The sequence below is a fragment of the Acholeplasma laidlawii PG-8A genome, from assembly GCF_000018785.1.
GTDB lineage: Bacteria > Bacillota_I > Bacilli_A > Acholeplasmatales > Acholeplasmataceae > Acholeplasma > Acholeplasma laidlawii.
In genome coordinates, this window is sequence record NC_010163.1 from 29,318 (window position 1) to 54,811 (window position 25,494).

19 protein-coding genes are annotated in these 25,494 nt (G+C 32.1%); 17 read left to right on the forward strand and 2 right to left on the reverse strand.

Annotated elements, in window-relative coordinates:
• Positions 1 to 15 precede the first annotated feature (15 nt).
• On the forward strand, positions 16 to 1,524 hold the full coding sequence (cls, locus tag ACL_RS00130) for a cardiolipin synthase (RefSeq protein ID WP_012241999.1): 1,509 nt from the start codon (positions 16 to 18) through the stop codon (positions 1,522 to 1,524).
• 54 nt (positions 1,525 to 1,578) lie between these two features.
• Complete coding sequence (locus ACL_RS00135; RefSeq protein WP_012242000.1) at positions 1,579 to 1,818, forward strand: hypothetical protein; 240 nt, start codon at positions 1,579 to 1,581, stop codon at positions 1,816 to 1,818.
• A gap of 55 nt (positions 1,819 to 1,873) precedes the next feature.
• Here ACL_RS00135 and ACL_RS00140 read toward each other — a convergent pair whose 3' ends face one another.
• On the reverse strand, positions 1,874 to 2,848 hold the full coding sequence (locus tag ACL_RS00140) for an ATP-binding protein (protein WP_012242001.1): 975 nt from the start codon (positions 2,846 to 2,848) through the stop codon (positions 1,874 to 1,876).
• A 198-nt stretch (positions 2,849 to 3,046) separates the two neighbouring features.
• Between ACL_RS00140 and pflB the strand changes: the two genes are divergently transcribed.
• The 13 genes from pflB to ACL_RS00205 all read left to right on the forward strand — a co-directional run bounded on the left by pflB (position 3,047) and on the right by ACL_RS00205 (position 18,450).
• Positions 3,047 to 5,317, forward strand: a complete 2,271-nt coding sequence (gene pflB, locus ACL_RS00145) for a formate C-acetyltransferase (protein WP_012242002.1) — start codon at positions 3,047 to 3,049, stop codon at positions 5,315 to 5,317.
• On the forward strand, positions 5,304 to 6,065 hold the full coding sequence (pflA, locus tag ACL_RS00150; RefSeq protein WP_012242003.1) for a pyruvate formate-lyase-activating protein: 762 nt from the start codon (positions 5,304 to 5,306) through the stop codon (positions 6,063 to 6,065). The genes pflB and pflA overlap by 14 nt, the downstream gene beginning before the upstream one ends.
• Positions 6,066 to 6,193: 128 nt before the next feature.
• Positions 6,194 to 6,913, forward strand: coding sequence for a Crp/Fnr family transcriptional regulator (locus tag ACL_RS00155; RefSeq protein ID WP_064211987.1), 720 nt, complete (start codon positions 6,194 to 6,196; stop codon positions 6,911 to 6,913).
• Between the two features lie 61 nt (positions 6,914 to 6,974).
• The gene (locus tag ACL_RS00160) at positions 6,975 to 7,673 is read left to right on the forward strand and encodes a YaaA family protein (protein ID WP_012242005.1); all 699 of its coding nucleotides are present in this window, start codon (positions 6,975 to 6,977) and stop codon (positions 7,671 to 7,673) included.
• Between the two features lie 95 nt (positions 7,674 to 7,768).
• Complete coding sequence (locus ACL_RS00165; protein ID WP_012242006.1) at positions 7,769 to 9,352, forward strand: formate--tetrahydrofolate ligase; 1,584 nt, start codon at positions 7,769 to 7,771, stop codon at positions 9,350 to 9,352.
• Positions 9,352 to 10,185 carry a bifunctional 5,10-methylenetetrahydrofolate dehydrogenase/5,10-methenyltetrahydrofolate cyclohydrolase gene (locus ACL_RS00170; protein WP_012242007.1) on the forward strand — a complete coding sequence of 278 codons (834 nt, stop codon included), beginning with the start codon at positions 9,352 to 9,354 and terminating at the stop codon, positions 10,183 to 10,185. Before ACL_RS00165 ends, ACL_RS00170 begins: the two co-directional genes overlap by 1 nt.
• Positions 10,186 to 10,187: 2 nt before the next feature.
• Entirely contained in the window at positions 10,188 to 10,700 is a 513-nt protein-coding gene (locus ACL_RS00175) for a glycerophosphodiester phosphodiesterase family protein (protein ID WP_041633705.1), read from the forward strand.
• A 246-nt stretch (positions 10,701 to 10,946) separates the two neighbouring features.
• Positions 10,947 to 11,309: a glycerophosphodiester phosphodiesterase family protein gene (locus ACL_RS00180; RefSeq protein WP_041633707.1), complete on the forward strand. Its 363-nt coding sequence runs from the start codon at positions 10,947 to 10,949 to the stop codon at positions 11,307 to 11,309.
• A 310-nt stretch (positions 11,310 to 11,619) separates the two neighbouring features.
• Entirely contained in the window at positions 11,620 to 12,639 is a 1,020-nt protein-coding gene (locus ACL_RS00185) for a LacI family DNA-binding transcriptional regulator (protein WP_012242008.1), read from the forward strand.
• A 29-nt stretch (positions 12,640 to 12,668) separates the two neighbouring features.
• The gene (locus tag ACL_RS00190) at positions 12,669 to 14,060 is read left to right on the forward strand and encodes an ABC transporter substrate-binding protein (RefSeq protein WP_012242009.1); all 1,392 of its coding nucleotides are present in this window, start codon (positions 12,669 to 12,671) and stop codon (positions 14,058 to 14,060) included.
• 119 nt (positions 14,061 to 14,179) lie between these two features.
• A complete protein-coding gene (locus ACL_RS00195; RefSeq protein ID WP_012242010.1) occupies positions 14,180 to 15,139 on the forward strand; it encodes a carbohydrate ABC transporter permease in 960 nt (319 codons plus the stop codon).
• Positions 15,136 to 16,014, forward strand: a complete 879-nt coding sequence (locus tag ACL_RS00200; RefSeq protein WP_012242011.1) for a carbohydrate ABC transporter permease — start codon at positions 15,136 to 15,138, stop codon at positions 16,012 to 16,014. The genes ACL_RS00195 and ACL_RS00200 overlap by 4 nt, the downstream gene beginning before the upstream one ends.
• A 15-nt stretch (positions 16,015 to 16,029) precedes the next feature.
• Positions 16,030 to 18,450 (forward strand): glycoside hydrolase family 94 protein, encoded by a 2,421-nt coding sequence (locus ACL_RS00205; RefSeq protein ID WP_012242012.1) that lies wholly within the window; start codon positions 16,030 to 16,032, stop codon positions 18,448 to 18,450.
• Between the two features lie 95 nt (positions 18,451 to 18,545).
• Here ACL_RS00205 and ACL_RS00210 read toward each other — a convergent pair whose 3' ends face one another.
• Positions 18,546 to 18,968, reverse strand: coding sequence for an OsmC family protein (locus ACL_RS00210; RefSeq protein WP_049751930.1), 423 nt, complete (start codon positions 18,966 to 18,968; stop codon positions 18,546 to 18,548).
• Positions 18,969 to 19,174: 206 nt separating this feature from the next.
• Between ACL_RS00210 and ACL_RS00215 the strand changes: the two genes are divergently transcribed.
• On the forward strand, positions 19,175 to 21,778 hold the full coding sequence (locus tag ACL_RS00215; protein ID WP_012242014.1) for an N-acetylmuramoyl-L-alanine amidase: 2,604 nt from the start codon (positions 19,175 to 19,177) through the stop codon (positions 21,776 to 21,778).
• Positions 21,779 to 21,882: 104 nt separating this feature from the next.
• Entirely contained in the window at positions 21,883 to 25,344 is a 3,462-nt protein-coding gene (locus ACL_RS00220; protein ID WP_012242015.1) for an InlB B-repeat-containing protein, read from the forward strand.
• The last annotated feature ends 150 nt before the right edge of the window (positions 25,345 to 25,494 follow it).

Sequence of the window (25,494 nt, forward strand, 5' to 3'; positions counted from 1 at the left end):
TAAAAGGAGTTTAAAATGAGAAGGTTTATAAATTTACTAACGAATAGACTTACAATCATTGGACTAATTTTGTTACTTCAAATTGGTATTTTATGGTGGTTTGTCTATGAGTTTGCAGCAACCTGGTATTACCTTCATCTTGTATCTATGATACTTGGTGTGATATTAAGTTTATATATTATTACAACCGATGAAAATCCGATGTTTAAATTGATGTGGGTGGTATTTATGATTGTGCTACCTGTGTTTGGTGTACTCTTTTACTTATACGCCAAAACAGAAAGACTATCTATCTCTTCTTCATCAACCATGAGGCGGATGCAAAAGGTAAGAGAAAATGAGATGCGAAAAATTAAATCCGTTTTTGACCCTAAGTACTTAAAACAACAAAAATACCTAACCAATTTAAATTTCCCATCTTTTAAAAACACATCTTCCATTTTTTTAGGTAGTGGTGAAGAAAAACAAACTGAACTTTTAAGAGAACTTAAAAAAGCAAAACACTTCATCTTCATGGAATACTTTATTATCACGATTTCTAAGATGTGGGATGAAATATTACAGGTTCTTATAGAAAAACAAAAACAAGGTGTGGAAATCAGAATCATGTATGATGATTTTGGTTCTGCAACCAAACTTCCATTTTATTATCATAAAAAGTTAACTAAAATGGGAATTAAAGTTGTTCGTTTTAACCCGATGAAACTACACGTGAACTTTGCTATGAATTTTAGAGATCATAGAAAAATTGTAGTTATAGATAATAGAGTAGCCTTTACTGGTGGATTTAATATAGGAGATGAATATACAAATAAGAAAAAAGTATTTGGTCACTGGAATGATGCTGGTATCATGATTGAAGGTGAAGCTGTTTGGAGTATGACAATGCTCTTTTTAGAAAACTGGTCGTTTTCTAAAAAAGATGATACAACTGATTTTTCAAAATATAACATCAAATATCCACCAATTATAAATGATGCAATCTATATTCCGTTTGGAGATATCCCGGTAGATAATAATCTAACAGCTAAAAATATATATCTACACTTAATTAATGATGCACAGCAGACAATTTATATTACTGCACCGTACTTAATTTTAGATAATGAAATCGCAACCGCACTTAAACTAGCCGCTCAAAGTGGTGTCGATGTACACATCATTATGCCAAGTATACCGGATAAGAGATTTGTATATATGGTGTCAAAATCATATGCGGAAGAACTTGTTCATAGCGGAGTTAAAATTTATAGATATAAACCAGGGTTTATCCACTCTAAGATGATTATTTGTGATAAAGAAGCAGCGATGATTGGATCAAGTAATTTAGACTTTAGAAGCTTATACATGCACTTAGAAAACAACTTATGGTTGAATGATATAAAAACTATTTCTAATATGGTTAATTATTATGAATACACACTCAAAGAAAGTGAACGTATTACAATCAAAGACTTCACTAAGAGAAATATTATCTATAGAGTAGTACAGGCAGTATTAAAGGGTTTCTCGCCATTATTATAAAATGAATATATTAAGCTATTATAAAGAAATAACCTTATACGAGGGGATTTAAGAATGGGAAAAGATTACAAATTTATTAAAAACGGAATAAAGGTTGCACAAATACGTGCTATAGGCTCAGTGATTTTGGGATTAATGGTATTATTTGGTGGAATATATATTGTTAATTTGTATGAGACAGAAGATGAAAAAATAACGGTAATTATTGCTACAATTGCACTGTTTTTCTTGTTTATTATTGCTTTCTACTCAAACATAAGGGCAATCAAAAAGTATAAAAGTTTTTTAGAATAGAAGACAAACAAATAATAAAATAACGGTTTGATACCTAAGCATCAAACCGTTTTTACTATTTATTACTATGTATTTTTTCATTTCTTGGCATATTTGTAATACGACTTACTTCATCAATTTCATTGAATTGTTCAATGTAACCTACTACATGCGGTTCTAATTTGTTTTTTTCAATAACACTTAGTGATATACCGTGGTGAGCTGTCATATGTTGAAGCACAGTTTCTATAATATCTCTTGGGATTATATCTTTTGGTTTGTTTTTAACTTCATCGAAGAATCGTAATGCATAGATACTAGAAATTGTTTCATGACCTTTGTAGTGTCCATTGTACTTAGCTTGAGATTTACCAAGATCATGTAATGCGGAAACAATGTGCATAACTGGATCATGTGAATTTTTAATACACATATCGATATGTGTGTCAATATCTTCTAAATGATAAGGAGTTTCATGATTCTCGTTTAAACGTTCAAACTCTGGCATATATGCAGCGGAAATGTATCTTCTAACAGTCTCATAGATTCCATCTTTTAAAGCACTATTAATAAAGTCATTATATTCCGTATTGGAATTTAAGAATGTAGACTGACTAATAATCTTATAGTTATCACAATCTACTCCAACTCTAGGTGGTGCCATAAATTTATACATGTGCTCAATAATATGAAAAGGTACTACCTTTTCAAAAGAACGCTTCTCATTTTGATATTTTGCAAACATAAGTGGTTCTAGGACCATATGAATTTCTACAGTATATCCACGTGCCTTGAATTTTTCATAAAGCGATGTACGAAGGGCTCTTGAAATATTGGTTGCATCAAAAATTAAGGAGTCATCATAAGAAAAGACACGATCGTGTAATAAATTAAACACCGTCTCATCATCTTTTTGGCTATGGTGCTTTCTTAAAGTACCAAATAGCTCTAAACGAATCATATCTGATGAAAAATGCATGTATTCAAGTTTTTTTGCATAAGTAGATTTTCCAGAACCTGGAACACCTACTAAAATAATTGCTTTTTTCATGAAACCTCCGAATAAACATATATGAATATATGATACCATAATCATAAAATAATTTCTCTTAAATATCACACATTCTAATAGCGCACCAGAGGAAGCGTTTTCATTTATAACATTCCAAGCAAAATGCTTTTGAAGGTTATAAAATGATAGTAAGAATACATGATTCATATGTAAACATTAATTAGGAGGAATGAAATCATGGCTCAATCATGGAAAGGTTTTAAATCTGGTAACTGGGAAAAAGCAGTCGATGTTGCAGATTTCATAAAACAAAACTATTCAGAGTATACAGGAGACGGCACTTTTTTAGAAGGTGCAGTAGAAAGTTCTTTATCATTAAATGAATCTTTTAAAGATTTATTGAAACTTGAAAAAGAAAAAGGTGGCGTAATTGATTTAGATACAAAGGTTGCATCTACAATCATTAGCCATGCGCCAGGGTATATCGATAAAGATATCGAAAAAATTGTTGGTTTACAAACTGATGCACCATTAAAACGTGGATTCTTTCCTGAAGGTGGAATTAACGTTGCTGTAAAATCCGTTGAAGCTTATGGTTATAAAGTAGAACAAGAAACAATTGATATTTATACAAACGTTAGAAAAACACATAACCAAGGTGTATTTGATGCATATACTAAAGAAATTAGAAACGCTAGAAGTTCTCATATCATTACTGGTTTACCAGACGGATATGGTAGAGGACGTATTATTGGAGATTATAGAAGAGTACCTCTTTATGGTGTAGACGCTTTAATCAAAGATAAATATGCACAACAAGAAGAATTAACATTCCCAATGTCTGAGCACAAAATCCGTTTAAGAGAAGAATTATCTGATCAAATTAAATCATTAAATGAATTAATTCAATTAGGAGATATGTACGGATTTGACTTAAGAAGACCTGCAAGTGACTCAAAAGAAGCGATTCAATGGTTATACTTAGCTTATTTAGCAGCTGTTAAAGAACAAAACGGTGCGGCAATGAGTTTAGGTAGAGTCGATGCATTCTTAGATATCTATATCGAAAGAGACTTAAAAGCTGCAAAATATAGCGAATTAGAAATTCAAGAATTTATTGACCATTTCGTCATGAAATTAAGAATGGTACGTTTTGCTAGAACTCCAGAATATAACCAATTATTTACAGGAGATCCAACATGGGTTACTGCTGTATTAGGTGGTATGTCAAATGATGGTAGATCACTTGTTACAAAAACAGCATTCAGATTATTACAAACTTTATATAACCTAGGTACATCAGCAGAACCAAACCTGACTGTTTTATGGAGCAACAACCTTCCAGAAGGATTTAAAAACTTCACTGCGAAGGTAAGTATTGATACTTCAAGTATTCAATATGAAAATGATGATACAATTAGACCACTACATGGCGATGACTATGGTATCGCATGTTGCGTGTCACCAATGGCTATTGGTAAAGAAATGCAATTCTTTGGTGCACGTGCAAACATCGCTAAAGCATTATTATATGCATTAAATGGTGGACGTGACGAAGTAAGTGGCAAACAAGTATTTGAAAAATCTAAGATGGAAGTTTTAAAAACTGATGTATTAGATTATGATGTTGTGATGTCACGTTATGAAAAAACATTAGAAGAATTAGCTGAAGTTTATGTGAATGCTTTAAACATTATTCACTACATGCATGATAAATATGCATATGAAAAACTAGAAATGGCTTTACATGATCGTGATGTTAAGAGATTATTTGCAACTGGTATTGCAGGATTAAGCGTTGTTGCTGACTCATTATCAGCAATCAAATATGCAAAAGTACACCCAATCTATGATGAAACATCAGGATTAATTACTGACTTTGAAACTGTTGGTGAATTCCCATGTTATGGTAATGATGATGATAGAGTTGATGATATTGCTGTAGATGTATTACGTAAATTCATGAGCTATATTAGAAAGAACCCAACATACAGAGAATCACATCCAACAATGAGTGTTTTAACGATTACATCTAACGTTGTATACGGTAAAAACACAGGTAATACACCAGATGGTCGTCGTTATGGTGAACCATTTGCTCCAGGTGCTAACCCAATGCACGGTAGAGATAAATCAGGTGCATTAAAATCATTAATGTCTGTTGCTAAATTACCATATGAAGATGCAGAAGACGGTATTTCAAATACATTTACAATTATTCCAAAAGCATTAGGTCATTCGATAAGTGCTGAAGGTTCTATTGTTCACCTTGTAGATGATGTACAAGTAAATAACCTTGTATCCTTATTAGATGGATACTTCACATCTGGTGGATATCATTTAAACGTTAACGTGTTTAACAGAGAAACATTAAAAGCAGCTTATGACAACCCAGAATTATATCCAAACCTTACAATTAGAGTATCAGGTTATGCTGTAAACTTCTCAAATCTAACGAATGAACAAAAATTAGAAGTTATGAAGCGTACATTCCATGAAGGATTCTAATCTACTAGAAGTAGTAGGTAATGTACACTCAATAGAAACATTTGGTGCCTTTGATGGACCAGGACTTAGATATGTATTATTCTTACAAGGTTGTCCTTTAAGATGTAAATTCTGTCATAACAGAGACACTTGGGGCACAGAAGATAATAAGTTAATGACCGTAGAAGAGATATTAAACGACTATAATAAATATAGAGCATTCTATAAAAAAGGTGGTTTAACAGTATCAGGTGGCGAAGCTACCTTACAAATCGGGTTTTTAACTGCATTATTCAAAGAAGCTAAAAATAGAAATATACATACGTGTTTAGATACATCAGCAGGTACATTTAGTGAAGCAAGATTACCTGAGTTTGAAGAACTTCTCAAATACACAGATCTTGTGTTACTAGATATTAAACATATTGATGATGAACGTCACAAATGGTTAACCGGTGCAAGCAATAAAAACATATTAAAGTTTGCAAGACTGTTAAGTGATAAAAAAATACCTACGATATTAAGACATATACTCTTACCACAAATTAACTCGCAAGATGTTTACTTAGAAAGACTAAGAACATTCATTGACTCTTTAGATAACTTTATTGGTATTGACATTCTTCCTTATCATACTAAAGGTATTATGAAGTGGGATAACATGGGTATTGAATATGAACTTAAAGATACACCAGAACCTACTAAAGAAGAGGTTTTAAGAGCAGAGCATATACTTAAAGACGACTATAAGTATATGAAACTAAATTAGTTCCTAATTAAGGGATAACATAGCATCTTAAACAGATGATATGTTATCTCTTTTACTTTATATGTTGTTTTCTAATATAACCTCTAAGGAAATTGAATGTGGAAAAACTTAATACCTTTTAGTGTATAATGGATATAGATTGGAGTGATTTTATGTCTCATACACACAAAGATCATGACCATACATGCTTGGTCACGGTACCTATATTTAATCATCTAGAATTAGATGAACTAACAAAGATCACAGAACTTATCAAATCTAAATCATTTGATAAAGGTGAACTTATTTTTAGTTATGGTGAAAAATCAGACACCTTATATATTGTAAGAAGTGGACAAATTAAAATGTACTACTTATCTGAAAATGCTAAAGAACATATTTTAAGAATGTTATTTCCAGGAGACTTTATAGGTGAGTTAAGTATTTTCTTAGATGAAAAAAACAATGCTTATGCAGAAGCAATAACTCCAGTTGAAGTATGCATGATAAAAAAAGAAGACATCTCAAAGCTTATGGAGATATATCCTAAAATTGGTCTTAAAATTATTGGTGAATTAACCCAGAGATTAAAGAAATCAGAAAAACAAGCAAGTTGGATTGCTACAGAACAAGTAGAAAAAAGAATCCTGTTATATATGCTTGAACTGTATGATTCAAATGAGCCATTAAAGCCAATTGAACTTCCAATGACTAAAAAAGATTTAGCATCCTTTCTAGGTACTACACCAGAAACTTTAAGTAGAAAACTAGCTTACTTAGAAGATTTAGGTATGATACATCAATTAAGTAATAAACAAATTAAAATTGTTAAAATGGATTTACTATTAGAATTTTTAAATCAAATGTAATAAAAACATAAGAACTAAAATTCTTATGTTTTTATGTATGAATTAAGTTAAGGAAGATATCATGACAATTATTTTTGCCCCTACAAAACTATTTAACCCACAGGCCCAAACCACAGAAAATAAAACAATGTTTGAAACAGTTACTATGTCCATTGTAGAAGAAATTCAAAAGATAGATAAAGCTAATTATAAAAAGCACTTTAATTTAAGTGATAACTTAGTGGATACTGTATATAATTACTATCATAATTTTGAATCAAATAATAGATTCACTGCATTTGATTATTATTTAGGTGAATCATTTAAGGCATTTAACTTTAATCAACTAGATGATATAAAGCGTACATATCTAAACGATAATGTGTATATTATTGATGCATTATATGGTGTTATAAAGCCGTTAGATGGTATTAAACCATATAGGATGGACTTCACACTAAAACAATCTAAATCGGTTTGGCGAGATTTGATTAATAATTATTTTTCAAGTAAAGGTGCTAAACAGATACTAAGTCTGGCCTCAAAAGAGTTTAGTGCATTAATTGATAAATCAAAGTTTGAGTTATATGAAGTATCTTTTATAGACTGCAAAGAAGATGTTTGTAAGAAGATCAGTGTGTTTAATAAACAGATGAGAGGTAAGTTATTGAGATATATTGTTGATCATGAAATCAATGATATTTCTGGTTTACCAAAGATCATTTTAGGATATCACTTAACGGTTGTGGATAAAGAAATAAACTATATTAAAAGTGTTTAATAATACTAAAAGGTTATTTTACAAAAATTACACTCGTAAATTTTGTATAATATACATATATGTTCTATTGAAATAAAATAAACGAGGTTGATTGCATGAATACATATAATTACCTAATTGATGAATTACATATCTTAGATGATGAAATCATATCCTATGGTAAGGATAAGTTTAAAATAGAGTTAAGTTTACAAGAAAGATTAAAGGATAAAGCACCTGGTAAACTTATTCTTGTAACATCGATTAACCCTACATCTAGTGGTGAAGGTAAAACAACACTTTCCATTGGTTTAGCCCAAGGGTTTAAGAAAAATGGTAAAGATGTTATGTTAGCACTTAGAGAACCATCCATGGGTCCTGTTTTTGGTATGAAGGGTGGTGCTACTGGTGGAGGTGTTTCTATTTTAGAACCTTCATTAGATATCGACCTTCACTTTAATGGTGACATACATGCACTCACATCAGCGAATAATCTTTTATCAGCAATCATTGATAATCATATGTACTTTGGTAATGAATTAAATATTAAAGATGTTTACTGGCAACGCGCACTAGATGTTAATGATCGTAGCTTAAGAGAAGTTAAGACAAAAGCTAGAGATGATAAATTTACCATTACAGCAGCAAGTGAAATGATGGCGATTTTGGCACTAGCAAGGGATTTTAAAGACTTAAAAGAAAGATTAAATAATATCTTAATAGGTACCGATAAAGATGGAAAAGATTTATTTGTAAGTGACTTAAAGTGTGCGGATAGTTTAGCATTACTACTAAAGGATGCTATTAAGCCAAATTTAGTATTTGCTAAAGAAATGGTACCAGCACTTGTTCATGCTGGACCATTTGCAAATATAGCACATGGATGTAATAGCGTTATAGCAACAAATACTGCTTTAAAGTTAGCTGATTATGTCATCACAGAAGCTGGTTTTGGTGCAGATTTAGGTATGGAAAAGTTTTTACATATTAAGCAACCACATTTATACACAAAGGCTAGTGTAGTGGTTGTAGTTGCAACTATTAAAGCGCTTAAACTACATGGTGGTGTTACAGAATCTAATTTAGATGAACCTAATATTGAGGCACTTTCTAAGGGATTAGAAAACATTGAAAAACACTTAGAAAATATTAAACTGTTTGGTTTAAACAGTGTTGTAGCACTTAATAAGTTTGATACTGATTCAGAAGAGGAATTACAATTCTTAAAAAACTGGGCAAGAATCAATCACCTAAATTATGGTATTTCAGAAGGGTATAGTAAGGGTGGTGAAGGTACCAAAGACTTAGCTAAGTTAGTTGAAAAAGTGGCATACGAACCATCTAAATTTAAGAGAATTTATTCTAATGAAGAAAATCATGAATATAAGATCAGAAAAATAGCGGAAAATATTTATGGGGCAAAGGATGTGATTTTCTCTCAACAAGCAAAGAAGAAACTAAACCAATATAAACATTTAGAAATTCCTATTTGCATTGCTAAAACACCACTTTCTTTATCTGGAGATCCTAAATTAAAGGGTAGACCAAGAGATTTTGTTTTAGAGATTAGCGACATTAAAGTGTCTTTAGGTGCGAACCTTTTAGTAGTGCTTACAAAAGGGATTAATACGATGCCTGGTTTAAATAATCGTCCACGGGCACTGGATTTTAAGTTGGATGATAAAGGAGAACTTATATAATGTTATTAGATGGAAGAAAAACAGCAGATATACTTAATGAAGCACTTCGTGTTAAAGTTCAATATTTAACTAAAAAGCCTAAATTAGAAATCATTTTAATTGGTAATGACGAGGCAAGCAAAAGTTATGTTAAAGGAAAGCTTAATACGGCCTCTAATTTAGGTATGGAAGTTCATATAAATTATCTAGATGAAGCAATTGATCAATTAAGTGTAGAAGCTTTAATACAAAAGTTAAACACAGATAAAGGTGTTCATGGTATATTACTTCAATTACCTATTCCTAAACACTTGGATTCAGATTATCTTATATCTTTAATAGATTATAAAAAAGATGTTGATGGATTTCATACAATGAATCAAGGTTTACTATTTCAAAAAAAGGACGGTATTAGACCTGCTACACCGCTAGGTATAATGATGTTACTAGATTTTTATAACATTCCAATTGAAGGTAAACATGTGGTTATTATTGGTAGAAGTCAAATCGTTGGTGCACCACTATCCAAAATGTTTTTAGATCGTAATGCGACAGTAACGATTACACACTCTAAAACTAAAAATCTTCCATCCATCACCAAACAAGCAGATATACTGGTAGCTGCAATTGGTAAACCTAAATTTGTTACTAAAGATATGGTCAAAGTAGGTGCTGTTGTCGTTGATGTTGGGATTAACCGAGTAGATAAAAAATTAGTAGGAGACGTCGACTTTGAACATGTAGAGCCGATTGCTTCATATATTACACCTGTACCTAAAGGTGTTGGTCCCATGACAATTTGTGCACTGGCACATAATTTATATGCCCTGTATCTTAAACAGGAGAAAGAATAGATATGAAAATATTACTAAAAGTTGTTAAATGGACACTTATTACAGTTTTAAGTTTTATCTTAGTGCTTGCTGTACTTAATATCGTACCATTTAGTTTATCTAAAGCTAAAAACGAAAACCACTTTAGAAAAACCACAGATTATCCTATGGTCATTCCTCATGGTGGAGCTAAACTATTAGCACCAGAAAACACCATATGGGCATATGATATGTTAATTAATGAATTTCAAGCAGATGTCTTAGAAATAGACTTAGCACTAACAAAAGATAATATCTTAATTGCACATCACGATCTTGATTTAGAGTTTTCTAGTGAGTCTGATATGAATGGTACACTGATAAGAACCCATAACTACCAAGATATCTTAGCTGAATATGAGAGTGATAATTACTATTTAGCTAGAAGATTTACGTACCCTAGTGATTATGCATATGATCCTGTTAAAGGTATCAAACCATTTGAAAATGAAACAGATGAAGCTATACTATCTAAATTAGTACCTGCTAAGTTATAAGATATCTTCACAAATGTTGGTGATGATGTATTATACATATTAGAAATAAAAGATTCACCAACATCTGAAGGTTATGATCATGAGATTCATGACTTTGTATTAGCTTCTCAAATACTAATTGATTTAGTTAACTTATATAATTTAGAATCACATGTAGTCCTAGCATCATTTTCAGATGATGTCACAACTTACTTTAAAGACAATGCACCAGATATTTTAGTAAATGCTGGCACATCAGAAGTTACAATGTTTGCAGTATATAGTGCATTCTTTATCGATTTCTTTTGGACAGTTAAATCAGAGGTGTTAATCCTTCCGACACCATCATCTATGTCTATTACAGGATCAACAGCAAACCTTTTAGATATGCTACCTGGTTTTATTAGAAATAATATTGCAATTAAGGGTGATGATGATATCTACCGTGCAAACCTTATGGGTAAAGAAATTATTAATGATGCACATAGAAAAAATATGGCTGTCTTATACTGGACAGTAAACTCTAAAGAAGAGATGAGACTCCTAATTAAAAACGGTGCAGATGGTATCATTACAGATAGACCTGATTTATTAATTGAGGTCATTAATGAATTAGAAGCAGAAGCGTAAAAATTTTAAAATAATTGCATATAATTTTTAAAATAGGCCATAATCATTTGATAGATTATGGCTTTTATTTATAGTAAACCACCAAATTTAATCTAAAAATAAGAAATAAACCAGCAATTTAATAAGTAACACAACACGAAAATGCGAAAACGTTTACGTAAGAAAAATTACGTTAACGCCTTACTAAAGCGAATCACATAATTTTTGAAAATAAAACGCTTACATTCAGGTAAAAAAATTGCTTGAATTAAAAAAGTGACATGATAAAATATAGTTGCGCAAACGTTTACGTCGATAGGGGATTGATAATATGGTGAAGTTAAAGGATATTGCTGATGTGGCTGGTGTAAGTATTGGTACAGTGAGTAAAGCCTTAAGCAATAGTCATGAAATCAGTATTAAAGTCACAAAGAAAATACATAAGATTGCCAGAGAAATGGGATATATCGCAAACTCTCAAGCTAGGAGTTTAAAAACAAATAGATCCTATAATATCGGTGTTGTATATATTGATAAATCTAAAGCAGGTTTAAAGCATGAGTATTTTTCAACTATGCTAAGTAGTATACAAGAAACCTTACGTATCAAAGGATATGACTTTACCTTCATCTCTAATTTGGTTGGTACAACAAAGCATACCTTATTAAGTCATGCACGCTACCGAAGATGTGATGGTGTCATTATTGCTACTGCAGACTATGATGATCCTGAAATTCATCAACTTATGGCATCAGACATGAAGGTTGTTACAATTGATCATGATTTTCCAAATAGAACAGCTATCATGTCGGATAATAATATTGGTTTAGGAAAGATTGTGGATTATATATATAAATTAGGTCACACCAAAATTGCATTTATACATGGTGAAATGACCCAAGTTACGAAAGATAGATTAGAATCTTTTAAAACAGCATGTCAAAGACTAAATATCGATATACCACAAGCATATATTAAACAAGCAGATTATCATTTACCAAAACAAAGTGGTATAGCAACCAGGGAATTACTTAGTTTAGATGAAAAACCAACATGTATCATATATCCTGATGATTACTCATTTATGGGCGGGATGACTGAAATAGAAAAACATGGATTAAGCATACCGAATGATATTTCAGTTGTTGGATATGACGGGATTTATCTATCTAGAATACTTAGACCAACGCTAACAACTTATGTTCAAAATAGCGAAGAGATTGGTAAACAAGCAGCATTAAAGCTTATCAATCATATAGAAAATCCCAAAGAGTTTATTTCTGAAAGAATAACAATTACTGGAAAACTTCAAAAGGGTCATACAGTTAAAGATATTAAAAACACTTTTTAAAATTTAAAATATAGAAAAGGGGTACTAAAATGTTTAAAAAGTTATTTGTAGGGTTACTTGTATTACTTGCAGCTATTGGGTTAGTTGCTTGTGACAATGGATCAGGTGGTGTAGAGGCAAAAGAAGAAGGTTCTACACTAGTTATTCGAGTTTGGAACGATGAGTTTATCGGTCGTTTCAGAAATTTCTATCCAGGCTTTGTTAAGACAAACTCTGATGGAACAGATCTCTTAGATGATGGAACAATCGTCAAATGGATACAAGTTGCAAATGATAACAACGCGTATCAAATCGCATTAGATGCTGCACTGGCAAACCAAAATTCAGCAGCAGCTAATGATAAAGTGGATATCTTCTTAATTGAAGCGGATTACGCTACAAAATATGCAAACGATCGTTATGCATTAGATATTCATGGTGATTTAAAAATTAAAGAATCAGTTGTTGCAGATATGTATCAATATACTAAGGATATCGTTACAGATGATAAGGGTATATTAAGAGCAGTATCATGGCAAGCAACACCAGGCTTATTTGCTTATAGAGCAGATATTGCAAGAGAAGTACTAGGTACTGACGTACCAGCAGAAGTACAAGCTAAAATTGATACTTGGGCTAAATTTGACACAGTTGCAGCACAAATGAAAGCTAAGAGTTATAGTATGTTATCTGGTTATGATGATGCATTTAGAGCATATTCAAATAATACATCGGCTAAATGGGTCAATGATAAAAATGAAGTAGTCGTAGACCAACAAATCTTAAACTGGATTAAACAAACTAAAAACTATTCAACAAATGGATATAACAATGGTAATGGACTATGGAGTGATGGATGGCAAAGTGACCAAGGATCAACAGGCAATGTATTTGGATTCTTTTACTCAACATGGGGTATTAACTTTACGCTATTAGGTAACTCACTAGATGATGCTGATGCACCTAAAGAAGTAGGTAATGGATTATTTGGTGAGTACCGTGTTGTTCAAGGTCCTGCAAGTTACTATTGGGGTGGTACTTGGATAGTGGGTGCTAAAGGTACAGACAATCCAACACTTGTTAAAGACATTATGATCAAGATGACTGCAAACCCAGCAATTGCAGAATCTATTACAAGAGAAGTTGAAGACTACACAAACAATAAAACAGCTATGACTAAAATAGCAAACGATGCAACATATGGTTCAGCATTCTTAGGTGGACAAAACCATATCGCTTTATTTACGTCAGCTGCCCAAAAAATCGATATGAGTAATGCATCACCTTATGACCAAGGGTTAAATGAAGGTATTCAAACTGCAATGAAAGACTACTTTGCAGGCACATCAACATTTGATCAAGCATGGACAAGATTTAAAGAAATCGTTGGTGAAAAATATCCAGAATTAAAATTCCCAACAACACCGGCAGAACCAAAATAATTAATATACATTAAATTTGATGAGGGAATTACCTTCCCTCATCAAGTCTTTTTGAATCAATAACTTTTAAAATTATGTAAACTTATTTTTAAATATAAGTACATGAAGGGGTATAATTTATGTCTAAAAAGCGAAATAAAATTAATTACAACAAATGGGGATATTATTTTGTAGCACCTTTTATCATTGTATATTTGGTCTTTTCTCTGATCCCGCTATTATCAACGTTTTACTATAGTTTCTTTGAATATTACTATGCACAAGGTGGGTTTATAAAGATAGGACCAAATTTCATAGGCTTTGAAAATTATGTAACATTGTTTAGCCAAGGTGTCTTCATAAAATATCTGGGTAATACAATTGTTTTATGGTTGATGGGTTTTATACCCCAAGTTATTGTTTCATTACTGATGGCATTATGGTTTACATCCTTTAGACTTAAACTAAAAGGTACGGCATTTTTTAAAACAGTCATGTATCTTCCAAACCTAGTGATGGCAGCAGCCTTTTCCATGTTATTTGTTCAACTATTTTCAAATACAGGTGGGTTAACAACATTACTAATTGAATTAAACATTATCCCCGAAACATTTAGTTTCGTTGATAATGTTTGGCCAACAAGAGCGCTAATAGCACTGATGAACTTCTTGATGTGGTTTGGTAATACAACGATATTACTCATGGCAGGTATTATGGGTATTGATGATTCTTTAATTGAATCTGCCAGTGTAGATGGTGCAAATAGTAGACAAGTATTTACTAAGATTACACTACCACTTTTAAAACCTATATTATTATTTGTTTTAGTTACTTCTTTAGTTGGTGGTATTCAAATGTTTGATATACCATTTGTCTTTACAAGAGGGACTGGTGGTCCACAAGGATCATCACAGACTGTTATGATGTACATTAGTGGCTTACTAAGAACAAGTAAGCAATATGATATGGCAGGTACTGCTTCTGTTATATTATTTATTCTTACAACGATTATTAGCTTATTATTCTTCTTTATCATGAATAAAGATGAAATTAAAGAATACCGTGAAGAGAAGAGAATAAGAAAGGAGATGAAAAGATGAACAAATCATTTAATTTAAAAAAGATGCGTTTTGTTGATAAGCTCCCTTTATATTTTCTTAAATTCTTTATCTACTTTATTTTAGGTGTGTTTGCATTTGTAATTATCTTCTTATTCTATACATTGTTTGTAAATGCATCAAGACCACACATTGATATTTCTAAGGGGTTTTCAATATTTCCGGGTTCATTTTTTATTAGAAACTTAAATAAAATCCTAACTCAAGAAAACCTATTTGTTATAGAAGGTATTAGAAATAGTTTCTTTATAGCCTTTGTATCTGGGATACTTACAACATACTTTAGTGCATTAACAGCTTATGCAATACATCTATATAAATTTAAAGGAAATAGATTTATCCATCTAGCGATATTAGCGGTTATGATGATTCCATCACAAATCGCCGGTATCGGGTTAGTAACGATATTATATAGTATAGGATTTGTAAATAATTACTGGGTAATCATCATACCCGCAATTGCATCACCAGCGACATTCTTTTTCATGAAACAATACATTCAAAGTGTATTACCTTATGAGATTATTGAAGCTGCACGTGTTGATGGATCAAGTGAATTTAGAACGTTTAATCAAATTGTACTTCCAATTATTAAACCAGCTTTATCCGTTCAATTTATCTTTGCTTTTGTAGCAAGTTGGAACAACTTATTCATACCATCTTTAATTATTCAAGATGGTAATAAAAGAACGTTGCCAATTATAATTGCTCAACTGGGTGTATCTGATCCGAAAAACTTTGATCAAGGTGCTCGATTTATGCTTATGTTTCTAGCAATTATTCCAACAGTGATCATATATCTGATTTTTTCTAAATATATTATAAAAGGTACTACAGCAGGTAGTGTGAAAGGTTAATAAAGGACAATACTTATGAAATATGGCTATTTTGATGATTTAAATAAAGAATACGTGATAACAACACCTTACACACCCTATCCTTGGATAAACTATCTAGGTAGTGATGACTATTTTGTTTTAATGTCAAATACTTCTGGTGGTTATAGTTTTTATAAAGATGCAAGAGATAGAAGAATTACTAGATATCGCTACAATAATGTCCCTGTAGATAATGAAGGTAAATACTTCTTTATAAAAGATAAAGAAAGTATCTGGAATATTGGTGTTAAACCGACTAAAACACCATTAGACAGTTATGAAGTTAGACATGGTATGGGATACACCAAGTTTAATTCTAAAAAAGATGGACTTGTTGCTAAACAACTATCGTTTGTACCAAAAAACTTTAATGGTGAAATCCATAAAATCACTTTAGAAAATACAACAAATGAAACAAAACATATAGAACTTATATCTTATGTTGAATGGGCATTATGGAATGCCTTAGACGATCAAACAAATTTCCAGCGTAATTTATCGATTGGTGAAGTAGAAGTAGATGGGTCTACGATATATCACAAAACTGAATATAGAGAACGTAGAAACCATTATGCATTTTTTCATGTGAATCACGATCTTAGTGGATTTGATACAGATAGAGAACAATTTTTAGGTCTATATAATGATGTATCTAGTCCTGAAGTTGTAAGAGAAGGTAAACCTAAAAATAGTATAGCTGATGGATGGTCACCTATTGGTTCACACTTTATAAGCGTTGAACTCAAAGCACATGAACATAAAGACTTTATATTCATGATTGGTTATGTTGAAAGTGATAAATTTGATAAATTTGAAAGTCACAAAGTTATCAACAAAAAATTAGCAAAAGAAATGATCGATAAATATAAAAACGTAGACCAAGTAATGGCTTCATTTAGAGATTTAAACACATTCTGGCATAACACGCTTTCAAATTATCAAATCAAGTCTAATGATGATAAGTTAAACCGTATGGTCAATATTTGGAATCAATACCAAACCATGACAACCTTTAATTTAAGTCGTAGTGCATCCTATTTTGAATCTGGTGTAGGAAGGGGTATGGGTTTTAGAGACTCTAACCAAGACTTACTAGGATTTATGCATATGGATAGTGTTAAGACACGTCAAAGATTAATAGATTTAGCATCAACACTACTCTATGATGGTGGTGCATACCATCAGTATTCACCACTTACTAAAAAGGGAAATGCTGATTTAGGTTCAGGTTTTAATGATGATCCAAATTGGTTTATATTAGCATGTGTACAGTACATTAAAGAGTCTGGTGATTTTACAATCCTTGATGAAGTCATCATGTATGAATCAAATCCAAATTTAAAAGGAAGCATGTTAGAACACTTAGAAAAAGCATTTTATAAAACGGCACTTAATCTTGGGCCGCATGGTCTACCATTAATTGGTAGAGCTGATTGGAATGACTGTCTTAATTTAAACTGTTTTTCAGACGAACCAGGAGAGTCTTTCCAAACAGTTCAAAATAAGGGTGATGGTAAAACTGCAGAAAGTATCTTTATAGCGGGACTCTTTGTATATGTAGGTAAAAAATACAGTGAACTGCTAGATAGAATAAATGATCATCATAACAAACAAAAAGTAGATGCACTCGTACAAAAAATGACACATCAAGTTGAAAAACATGGTTTCGATGGTAATTGGTTTTTAAGAGCATATGATGCTTATGGTCATAAAGTGGGTTCACACACAAACGATGAAGGAAAGATATTCATCGAGCCTCAAGGTATATGTGTCATGGCAGGTATTGGTCTTCAAAACGGTATGGCCAAAAAAGCTTTAGATCATGCTAAAACCATGTTAGATACACCATATGGTATGGTTCTAAACTATCCAGCCTATTCCACATACCGTTTAGAATTGGGTGAGATTTCAAGTTATCCTGAAGGCTATAAAGAAAATGGTGGAATTTTCTGCCACAATAATCCTTGGATTGCATGTGCAGAGGCAGTAGTTGGCAATGGTAATCGTGCATTTGAAGTGTATAAAAAAATCGCACCTGCATATATTGAGGATATCTCTGATATCCACAAGACAGAACCGTATGTCTACTCACAAATGATTGCAGGTAAAGAAGCTAAAAGACATGGTGAGGCTAAAAACTCATGGCTCACTGGAACCTCTGCTTGGAACTTTGTAGCAATTAGTCAATATATTTTAGGTATTCAACCAGAATTTGATGGTTTAAGTATCAAACCTGTATTACCTGATCATCTAAATGAACTAGAAATTACTAGAAAGTTTAGACAAAACACATATATTATTAAAGTTATAAGAACTGGTAAGCAAATGATTGAATATAAGGGTAGAATCTATAAAGATCACATGATACCTTACGTGGTTTCAAACCAAATAGAACATATTACAGTACACATATAATTTTTTTCATCTTCCTCCTTATATAGGTGTGGTAAACCTATTAAAAAAATATGGATATCATGGCATCCATATTTTTTTATTGTTATGTATAATTCTTATGCTTGATAAGGAACAATTGTTAAAGTAACACCTGGTTTATCACCAATTAACTTGGATACAGGACATAATCTATGTGCGTAATCAATAATCTCTTTAGTAGTTACAGGATCTAAGTCTTCAATTGCTGCAGTAGCATCCAAAGTAAAACTATATCTTTCAATTGGGTGTAACCATAGTTTAACCTTCACATCCACTCTAGAACGGTTTGTTAACTTTTTAGAACGGATTACAGAAATAATAGCTGCATTTAAACAAGTTGCCCATGCAGCACCAATAAGTTGCTCAGGATTTGTATGTTCAGTGTCCGCTTTTAATACAGAAGCAAGACCAAAAGCATGTCCGTTATCTGCTGTTGCAAATCCCTTAGTACCTTCCATATTAGTTATAACAGTTTCATATATTTGTTTTAAATCATCCATAAAAACACATCCTTTCATATCTATTATATAGATACCTGTGAAAAAATCATAATTTACGCTATTTACATAGGTGTTTTCCACTAATATTGTGGTTTTTCACATTTAGAATAAAACTTTTGATATCTTAGTGTCTAATTCATTGATAACGTTATATCGTTAAGATATAATCAATATGTGAAAGCGTTATCAATATTAGGAGGAATTCAATGACAAAACTATTTTCTTACCCTATGAAAAAATTAGTTGTCTTAACAGTGCTTATAGCTACATTATTTACACTTATAGCTTGTATAAATGAAAATGAACATACGAATGATACAGATGTTACTATTACATTTGAAACAAATGATACAGTGACTAAAGGATCAGTAATAATCAAATCGGGAACCTTATTAAGTGAAACAGATCTATCTATTCATGATAGAGAGCATTTCACTTTTAATGGTTGGTATATAGATGAGGCATTAACTCAACCTTTTGACCCATTAGAAGAAATAAAAGAATCTATAAAATTATACGCTAAATGGACAGAAGATGAAGTGCCTACTTATCGTTATGAACTTCTATTCAACGGTGGTAACTACTGGTATGAAAACAGAGAACAAATGGTAGATGATTTTATAAGTGATTATAATACATTTAGTGATAATACATATACCCTTGAAACTTTACCGATGGATAAAGACAGTTTATTAGATATTGCTGAATTTATGTATGAAGAAACCTATAGAACAAAGTGGTTATGGTTAACAAGATATTTAAGATTAGTCGGATCAGATACTAATAAATCCTCTATGAGTGCATTATTAGCTCAATCTAGTTTAGATAAGTTCTTGGCACAAAACGAGAAAAATAGAAAAGCTGTATCTTATGAAATTAGAGCGTTTATCAAAGGGGCACAGTTTACAGATGATGCAACATTAAGTTCATCAGATTATACAGACACAGAACTTAAAACAGGATTTTGGCCATTCATAGTCGGATCTCAACAAGCCATATTTGAAGATGCAAAACACGAGGTGATATTACCAACCACCTTATACAAAGAAGGCTTTGTGTTCTATGGTTGGTATTTAACTGAAAACTTTTATGGTGAACCAGTAACTAAAATTAATGGTTCAGCAACTTTATTTGCAAGATTTGATGGTGAAAATCCAATTGATTCCGTCATTATTGAAAACGAAGTAGAATATATGGAAAAAGGCACAGAGTTAGCACTGGATATAACAATTCTTCCACTAGATGCAACCTATACTGATTTAAGATTTGAAATTAGAGAGCAATCTGTAGCATCGATAAGTGCTGATGGTGTTATTACAGCACTTAATGAAGGAGAATTTACATTATATATCATGGCTGAAAATGGTAGATTATTAAAGGTTCTTGACATGACAGTTTATCCAAAAGATGATATTAACTTAACCTTTAATGAAGGTTTTAACGGTTACTTAAAAGTGGATGAACAATTTGAAATTGAAGTTACTGGTGTAGGTAGAGATGCATCAAGTAACCACTATACATTTAGTGTTGTTGATGACAGTGTGATTCAAATGTCTGAATCGGGTGTATTTAATGCACTTAAAGTAGGTTCTACAGAAATTAATATCTTAAACTTAGATACAGTTGTAATGACATATACTGCAATTGTTCAAGATGACTTATCTACATCGAGAGTTGATCAGTTACTTGAGTTATTAAGAGATGGACATAATGCTGTAGCTACACCATTTACTTTAGTAACCAGATATGAAACAACCAATGAATGGCGTGATCCTAGACATGAAAGTGTCAACACCTATTTATTTGATGATTTAGTGATTGATAAAGATAGTTATCCAATGCCAGACGGCTTAAAAAACAGTGGTGCTAGACCTTCAACAGAATTTATCTTATTACATGATACAGCAAATCTTCATATTGGATTAATGGCACACGGTGCATTTTTCCAAAGTGCTGCAAATGCAGTATCTATTCACTATATTACAGGGGACTATGGTGTACTACAAAGTCTAGCTGAAGATAGAATTGGATGGCATGCTGGTGATGGTACTGGTACAAGTTTTCAGTGGTATAAGACGGGTGTCATGGCAACCAATAATGAAAAACCATTTATTGATATTTCAGAAGATGGATTCTTCACCTTTAACGGTGAAAAATCAGTAGTTGAAGCACCAAGAGGTTTAAATGGTGAAATTCTTACTAGAGATTACTTTACATATCTAGGACCAACTTGGGATATATTTGATGGTGAGTATGTCATCGGTAGAACATACCTTGCAACTAACCAACAAAAACGTGGCGTGATTGCATCCTTTGGTGGAAATAGAAACTCAGTGGGTATTGAAATGAGTATTAATGTCGATGGCGATATTGTCGATACAGTACAAAGAACAGCAAAACTTGTTGCATACCTATTAGAAAAATATGACTTACCAAATCATAGAGTTATTTCACATAATACAACAGATGGTAAGGGAGATCCTTACACATTACACAATACAGTCTATAAAGGCACTTGGTACTTTGATAGATTTATGGAACACGTCGAAATCGAGCGTGAGATCTTAGTGAATTATAGCGATGCTAAAATTACACTCACATCAGATTCAGATTTAGTATCAAGCACAGGTAGAATTACAAGATTCCCTGATGTAACAACTGAAGTTAAATATACAATAACAGTTGAAATTGATGGTGTTTCAAAATCAATCGATCTAGTAAGTGTTGTTCCAGGTATGAGTACATGGAATCAATACCATGGCTTCTTTACACCAACACAAGCATGGGCTAAAGCAGACTATAGAAATTAATAATGCAAAAAGATAAGAGAACTTTATAAAAACAAAACATAAAGTTCTCTTATGTATATAAAGGGATAAAAAAATATGAGAAAAATAAGGGGAATAAGAGAACTATGAATATCATCAAATATCCAAAAATAGTAACGAGTATTTTGATGGTTTTAAGTATGTTTATACTCGTATCATGTACAAATAATCAAGAGAATATAATTTTAAGTTTATCCACATATGAAGAAGCGTTAGAAGTTGGACAAACACTTCAAATAAACCATGAACTTAAAACAGGTGATAAAATCATTAATGACACCATAAACTGGGAAAGCACGAATGAAGGTGTAGCAACCATTCAAACAGGTTTAGTGCGTGCTATAAGTGAAGGTACTACAACAATTAAAGCTACCTACAAAACGCTAAGTCAAAGTGTTGTAATTACAGTTACAAAAAAATCTGAAACTTCCTATACCGTGTCGTTTAATACAGATGGTGGAACCGTTATAGAACCGGTAAATGTTTTAGAAGATTCGATTATAACTAGACCAGCGAATCCTACTAAAGAAGGACACTCATTTAGTAACTGGTATATAGATGAAGAGTTTTTAGAAGCGTTTGACTTTAATGATGTCATCACAAGTGATTTAGTGTTATATGCTAAGTTTATACCTAATCAATATAGAATAACTTTCACTACAAATCATACGACTTTAAAAGAGGATATTTTAATCCATCACGGGAATACTTTAAATGAAGAACAACTCACTCTAGAAGCTAATGACAAGGCAGTGTCTGGTTGGTATTTAGATAGTGAATTAAAGAACGCTTTTAATTTAGAAACTGTTATCACAAATGATTTAACACTTTATGCTAAGTGGGATGTAAAAAAAATAAGTATATCCTTTATAACAAATGATGAAACTATCACGAAACCCGCTATTCAAATGAACTATGGTACTCAAATGAGTGCTGCTCAATTAAATATCGGCAGTAAGCCGTTTCACGACTTTGATGGCTGGTATTTAGATAGTGATTATAGCGAGGCTTTTGTAAGAACGATACCCTTAACTACATCACTTACTTTATATGCTAAGTGGGTAGAACATGAAAAGACTTATTATACTGTAAACCACTTAATTAAAACATCATCTACAACAAGTGAAGTACATCAAACTTACCAAGTACAAGATGTCTATGTCGGCCAAGTTGTTCGAATTGATGCACTCAATATACCAGATATGTATGCTGATAATTTAGTAGTAGAGGCGACCATAGAAAAAGATGGTCAAACCATAATTAATCTATATTATGGTCCAAAGGGTTATACATATGAACTCGACTTCAACGGTGGTAATACAAGATATAGTAATAGAGAAGCTATGGTTGAAGATTGGATTAAAGACTATAATAGTTTCGCTGGAAAAACATATACATTAGAAACCCTACCAATGGGTTCTTGGGAACTTGGTAATATCCATAGTTTTATGTATAGTCCAGTATACCGAAATAAATGGTTATGGATTGCAGACTATTTAAAAGTGGTTGGATCAGCAACCAATAAAGGACCTGTAGGATTACTTATTACAACACCTACGCTTCAACAATTTGATGCCGTTAGTGATAACAATAAATACGCGGTAAGTTATGAAGTTAGAGGCTTCATTAAAGGTGAAAAGTTTACTGCAAATGCAAGTTGGCAGTCTTCTGATTATGGAATTAATGATTTAAAGCACGGCTTTTGGCCATATCTAGAAAAGGCAGAACAAAAGATTATAACGAATGGACAATTTGATGTAACACTGCCTACAAATGTGTATTATCCGTATCATGAATTTATTGGTTGGTATGATAATGAAGCACTTGAAGGAGAGTCTATCACGGTGATTAATGGACCAACCAAGGTATATGCTAAATTTGAAGAAATTAATCCGGTTACGCTATTAGAAATAGATAACCCGATTGAAGAGATGGAAAAATTAACACAGTATCAATTAAATGTCACGATCTTACCTGAGGATGCCTACAATAAAACATTGGTATATAGTTCCTCAGATGTGCGTATTGCAACAATTAGTTCAAGTGGTTTAATAGAAGCACACAATGAAGGTGAAGTTGTCATAAAAGTAACTTCTCAAAATGGTAAGGTCTCATTAGAATTTAATTTAAAGATATATCCCAAAGATGATATCATGCTTCAATTTGATGAAACATTTAATGGTTACATTACAGTTGGAGATAGTTTTAATATGGAAGCTATTGGTGTTGGCCGTATGGCTACAAGTGAGCACTATAACTATGACATACTTGATACAAACGTACTTACAATGTCTGAACCTGGGTTATTTCATGCGGTGTCAGAAGGTACAACTCAAATTGATATATATAACTTAGATACGCTTCAATATAGTTATAAAGTCATCATTCATCCTAAGTTTTCAACTTCTAGAATTGATCAATTACTAGAAATACTTGCAAACGGACATAATCCTGTTGCAACAGGTGTAAACTTCATTCCATACTACACAGCAAGTGAAGAATGGTCTGATCCAAGACATGAAAGTGTAAATAGCTATTTATTTGATGATTTTGTAGTAGATAGAACGGGCTATAGAGTACCAGATGGCTTAAAGGATAGTGGAACACGTCCTTCTACGGAATTTATTCTCATGCATGATACAGCAAACTTAAATGGTGGGCTCGTTGCACACGGAAACTTCTTTATGAAGACTGATAACAACGTATCCATTCACTATATTACAGGTGACTACGGAATTATTCAAAGTTTAAGTGATGATAGAATAGGTTGGCATGGAGGGGATCGTAACTTACCATTTGAGTGGTTAAAAACCGGTGTGATGGCAACATCAAATGAAGCGCCTTACATTGATATAGCTCCAAACGGGTTTTACACATTTAATGGTATACAAACACTTATCATGGCACCAAAACATACCAATGGTAGCATGTTAGATCGTTCATACTTCACATATCTTGGACCAACTTGGGATATATTTGAGGGTGAATATGTCATGGGAACAACCTACTTTACTACAAGTCAACAAAGTAGAGGGGTGATTGCTACTAGAGGCGGAAATAGACACTCAGTGGGTATTGAAATGTCTGTCAACAAAGATGGTGATATTATGGATACAGTGCAAAGAACTGCTAAACTTGTTGCTAACTTACTAGAACAATATGACCTAGACAATAGCCGCGTGATTCTTCATAATACAACAGATGGTAAGGGCGATCCTTATACATTTAACAATACGATTTATAAAGGTAGTTGGTATTTCGATCGTTTTATGGAGTTCGTTTCGATTGAACGTACGATATTAAAAGACTTTTCTGATGCTAAAATTACCTTAACATCAAACTCACCTTTAGTATCAAAAACAGGACGCATTCTTCACCTACCTGATATGACAACAGAAGTAACTTATACAATCACTGTTGAACTAGATGGTGAAACAAAATCTATAGAACTTGTAACAGTAGTTCCAGGTATAAATACTTGGAGTCAAAACTATGGTTTCTTTAAACCGTTCCAAGCTTATTCAAAATCAGATTATAGACAATCCTAACGAAACTACATGACACCCCAAGTTTGAGATTAAACTTGGGGTGTTTTACTTAATTAAAAATATATATTGAAATAAGACTCGTATATTTGATATAATAAAACACCGCAAAAGATAGAAAAATACCTAATTTAGTGATACAATGTATATGCT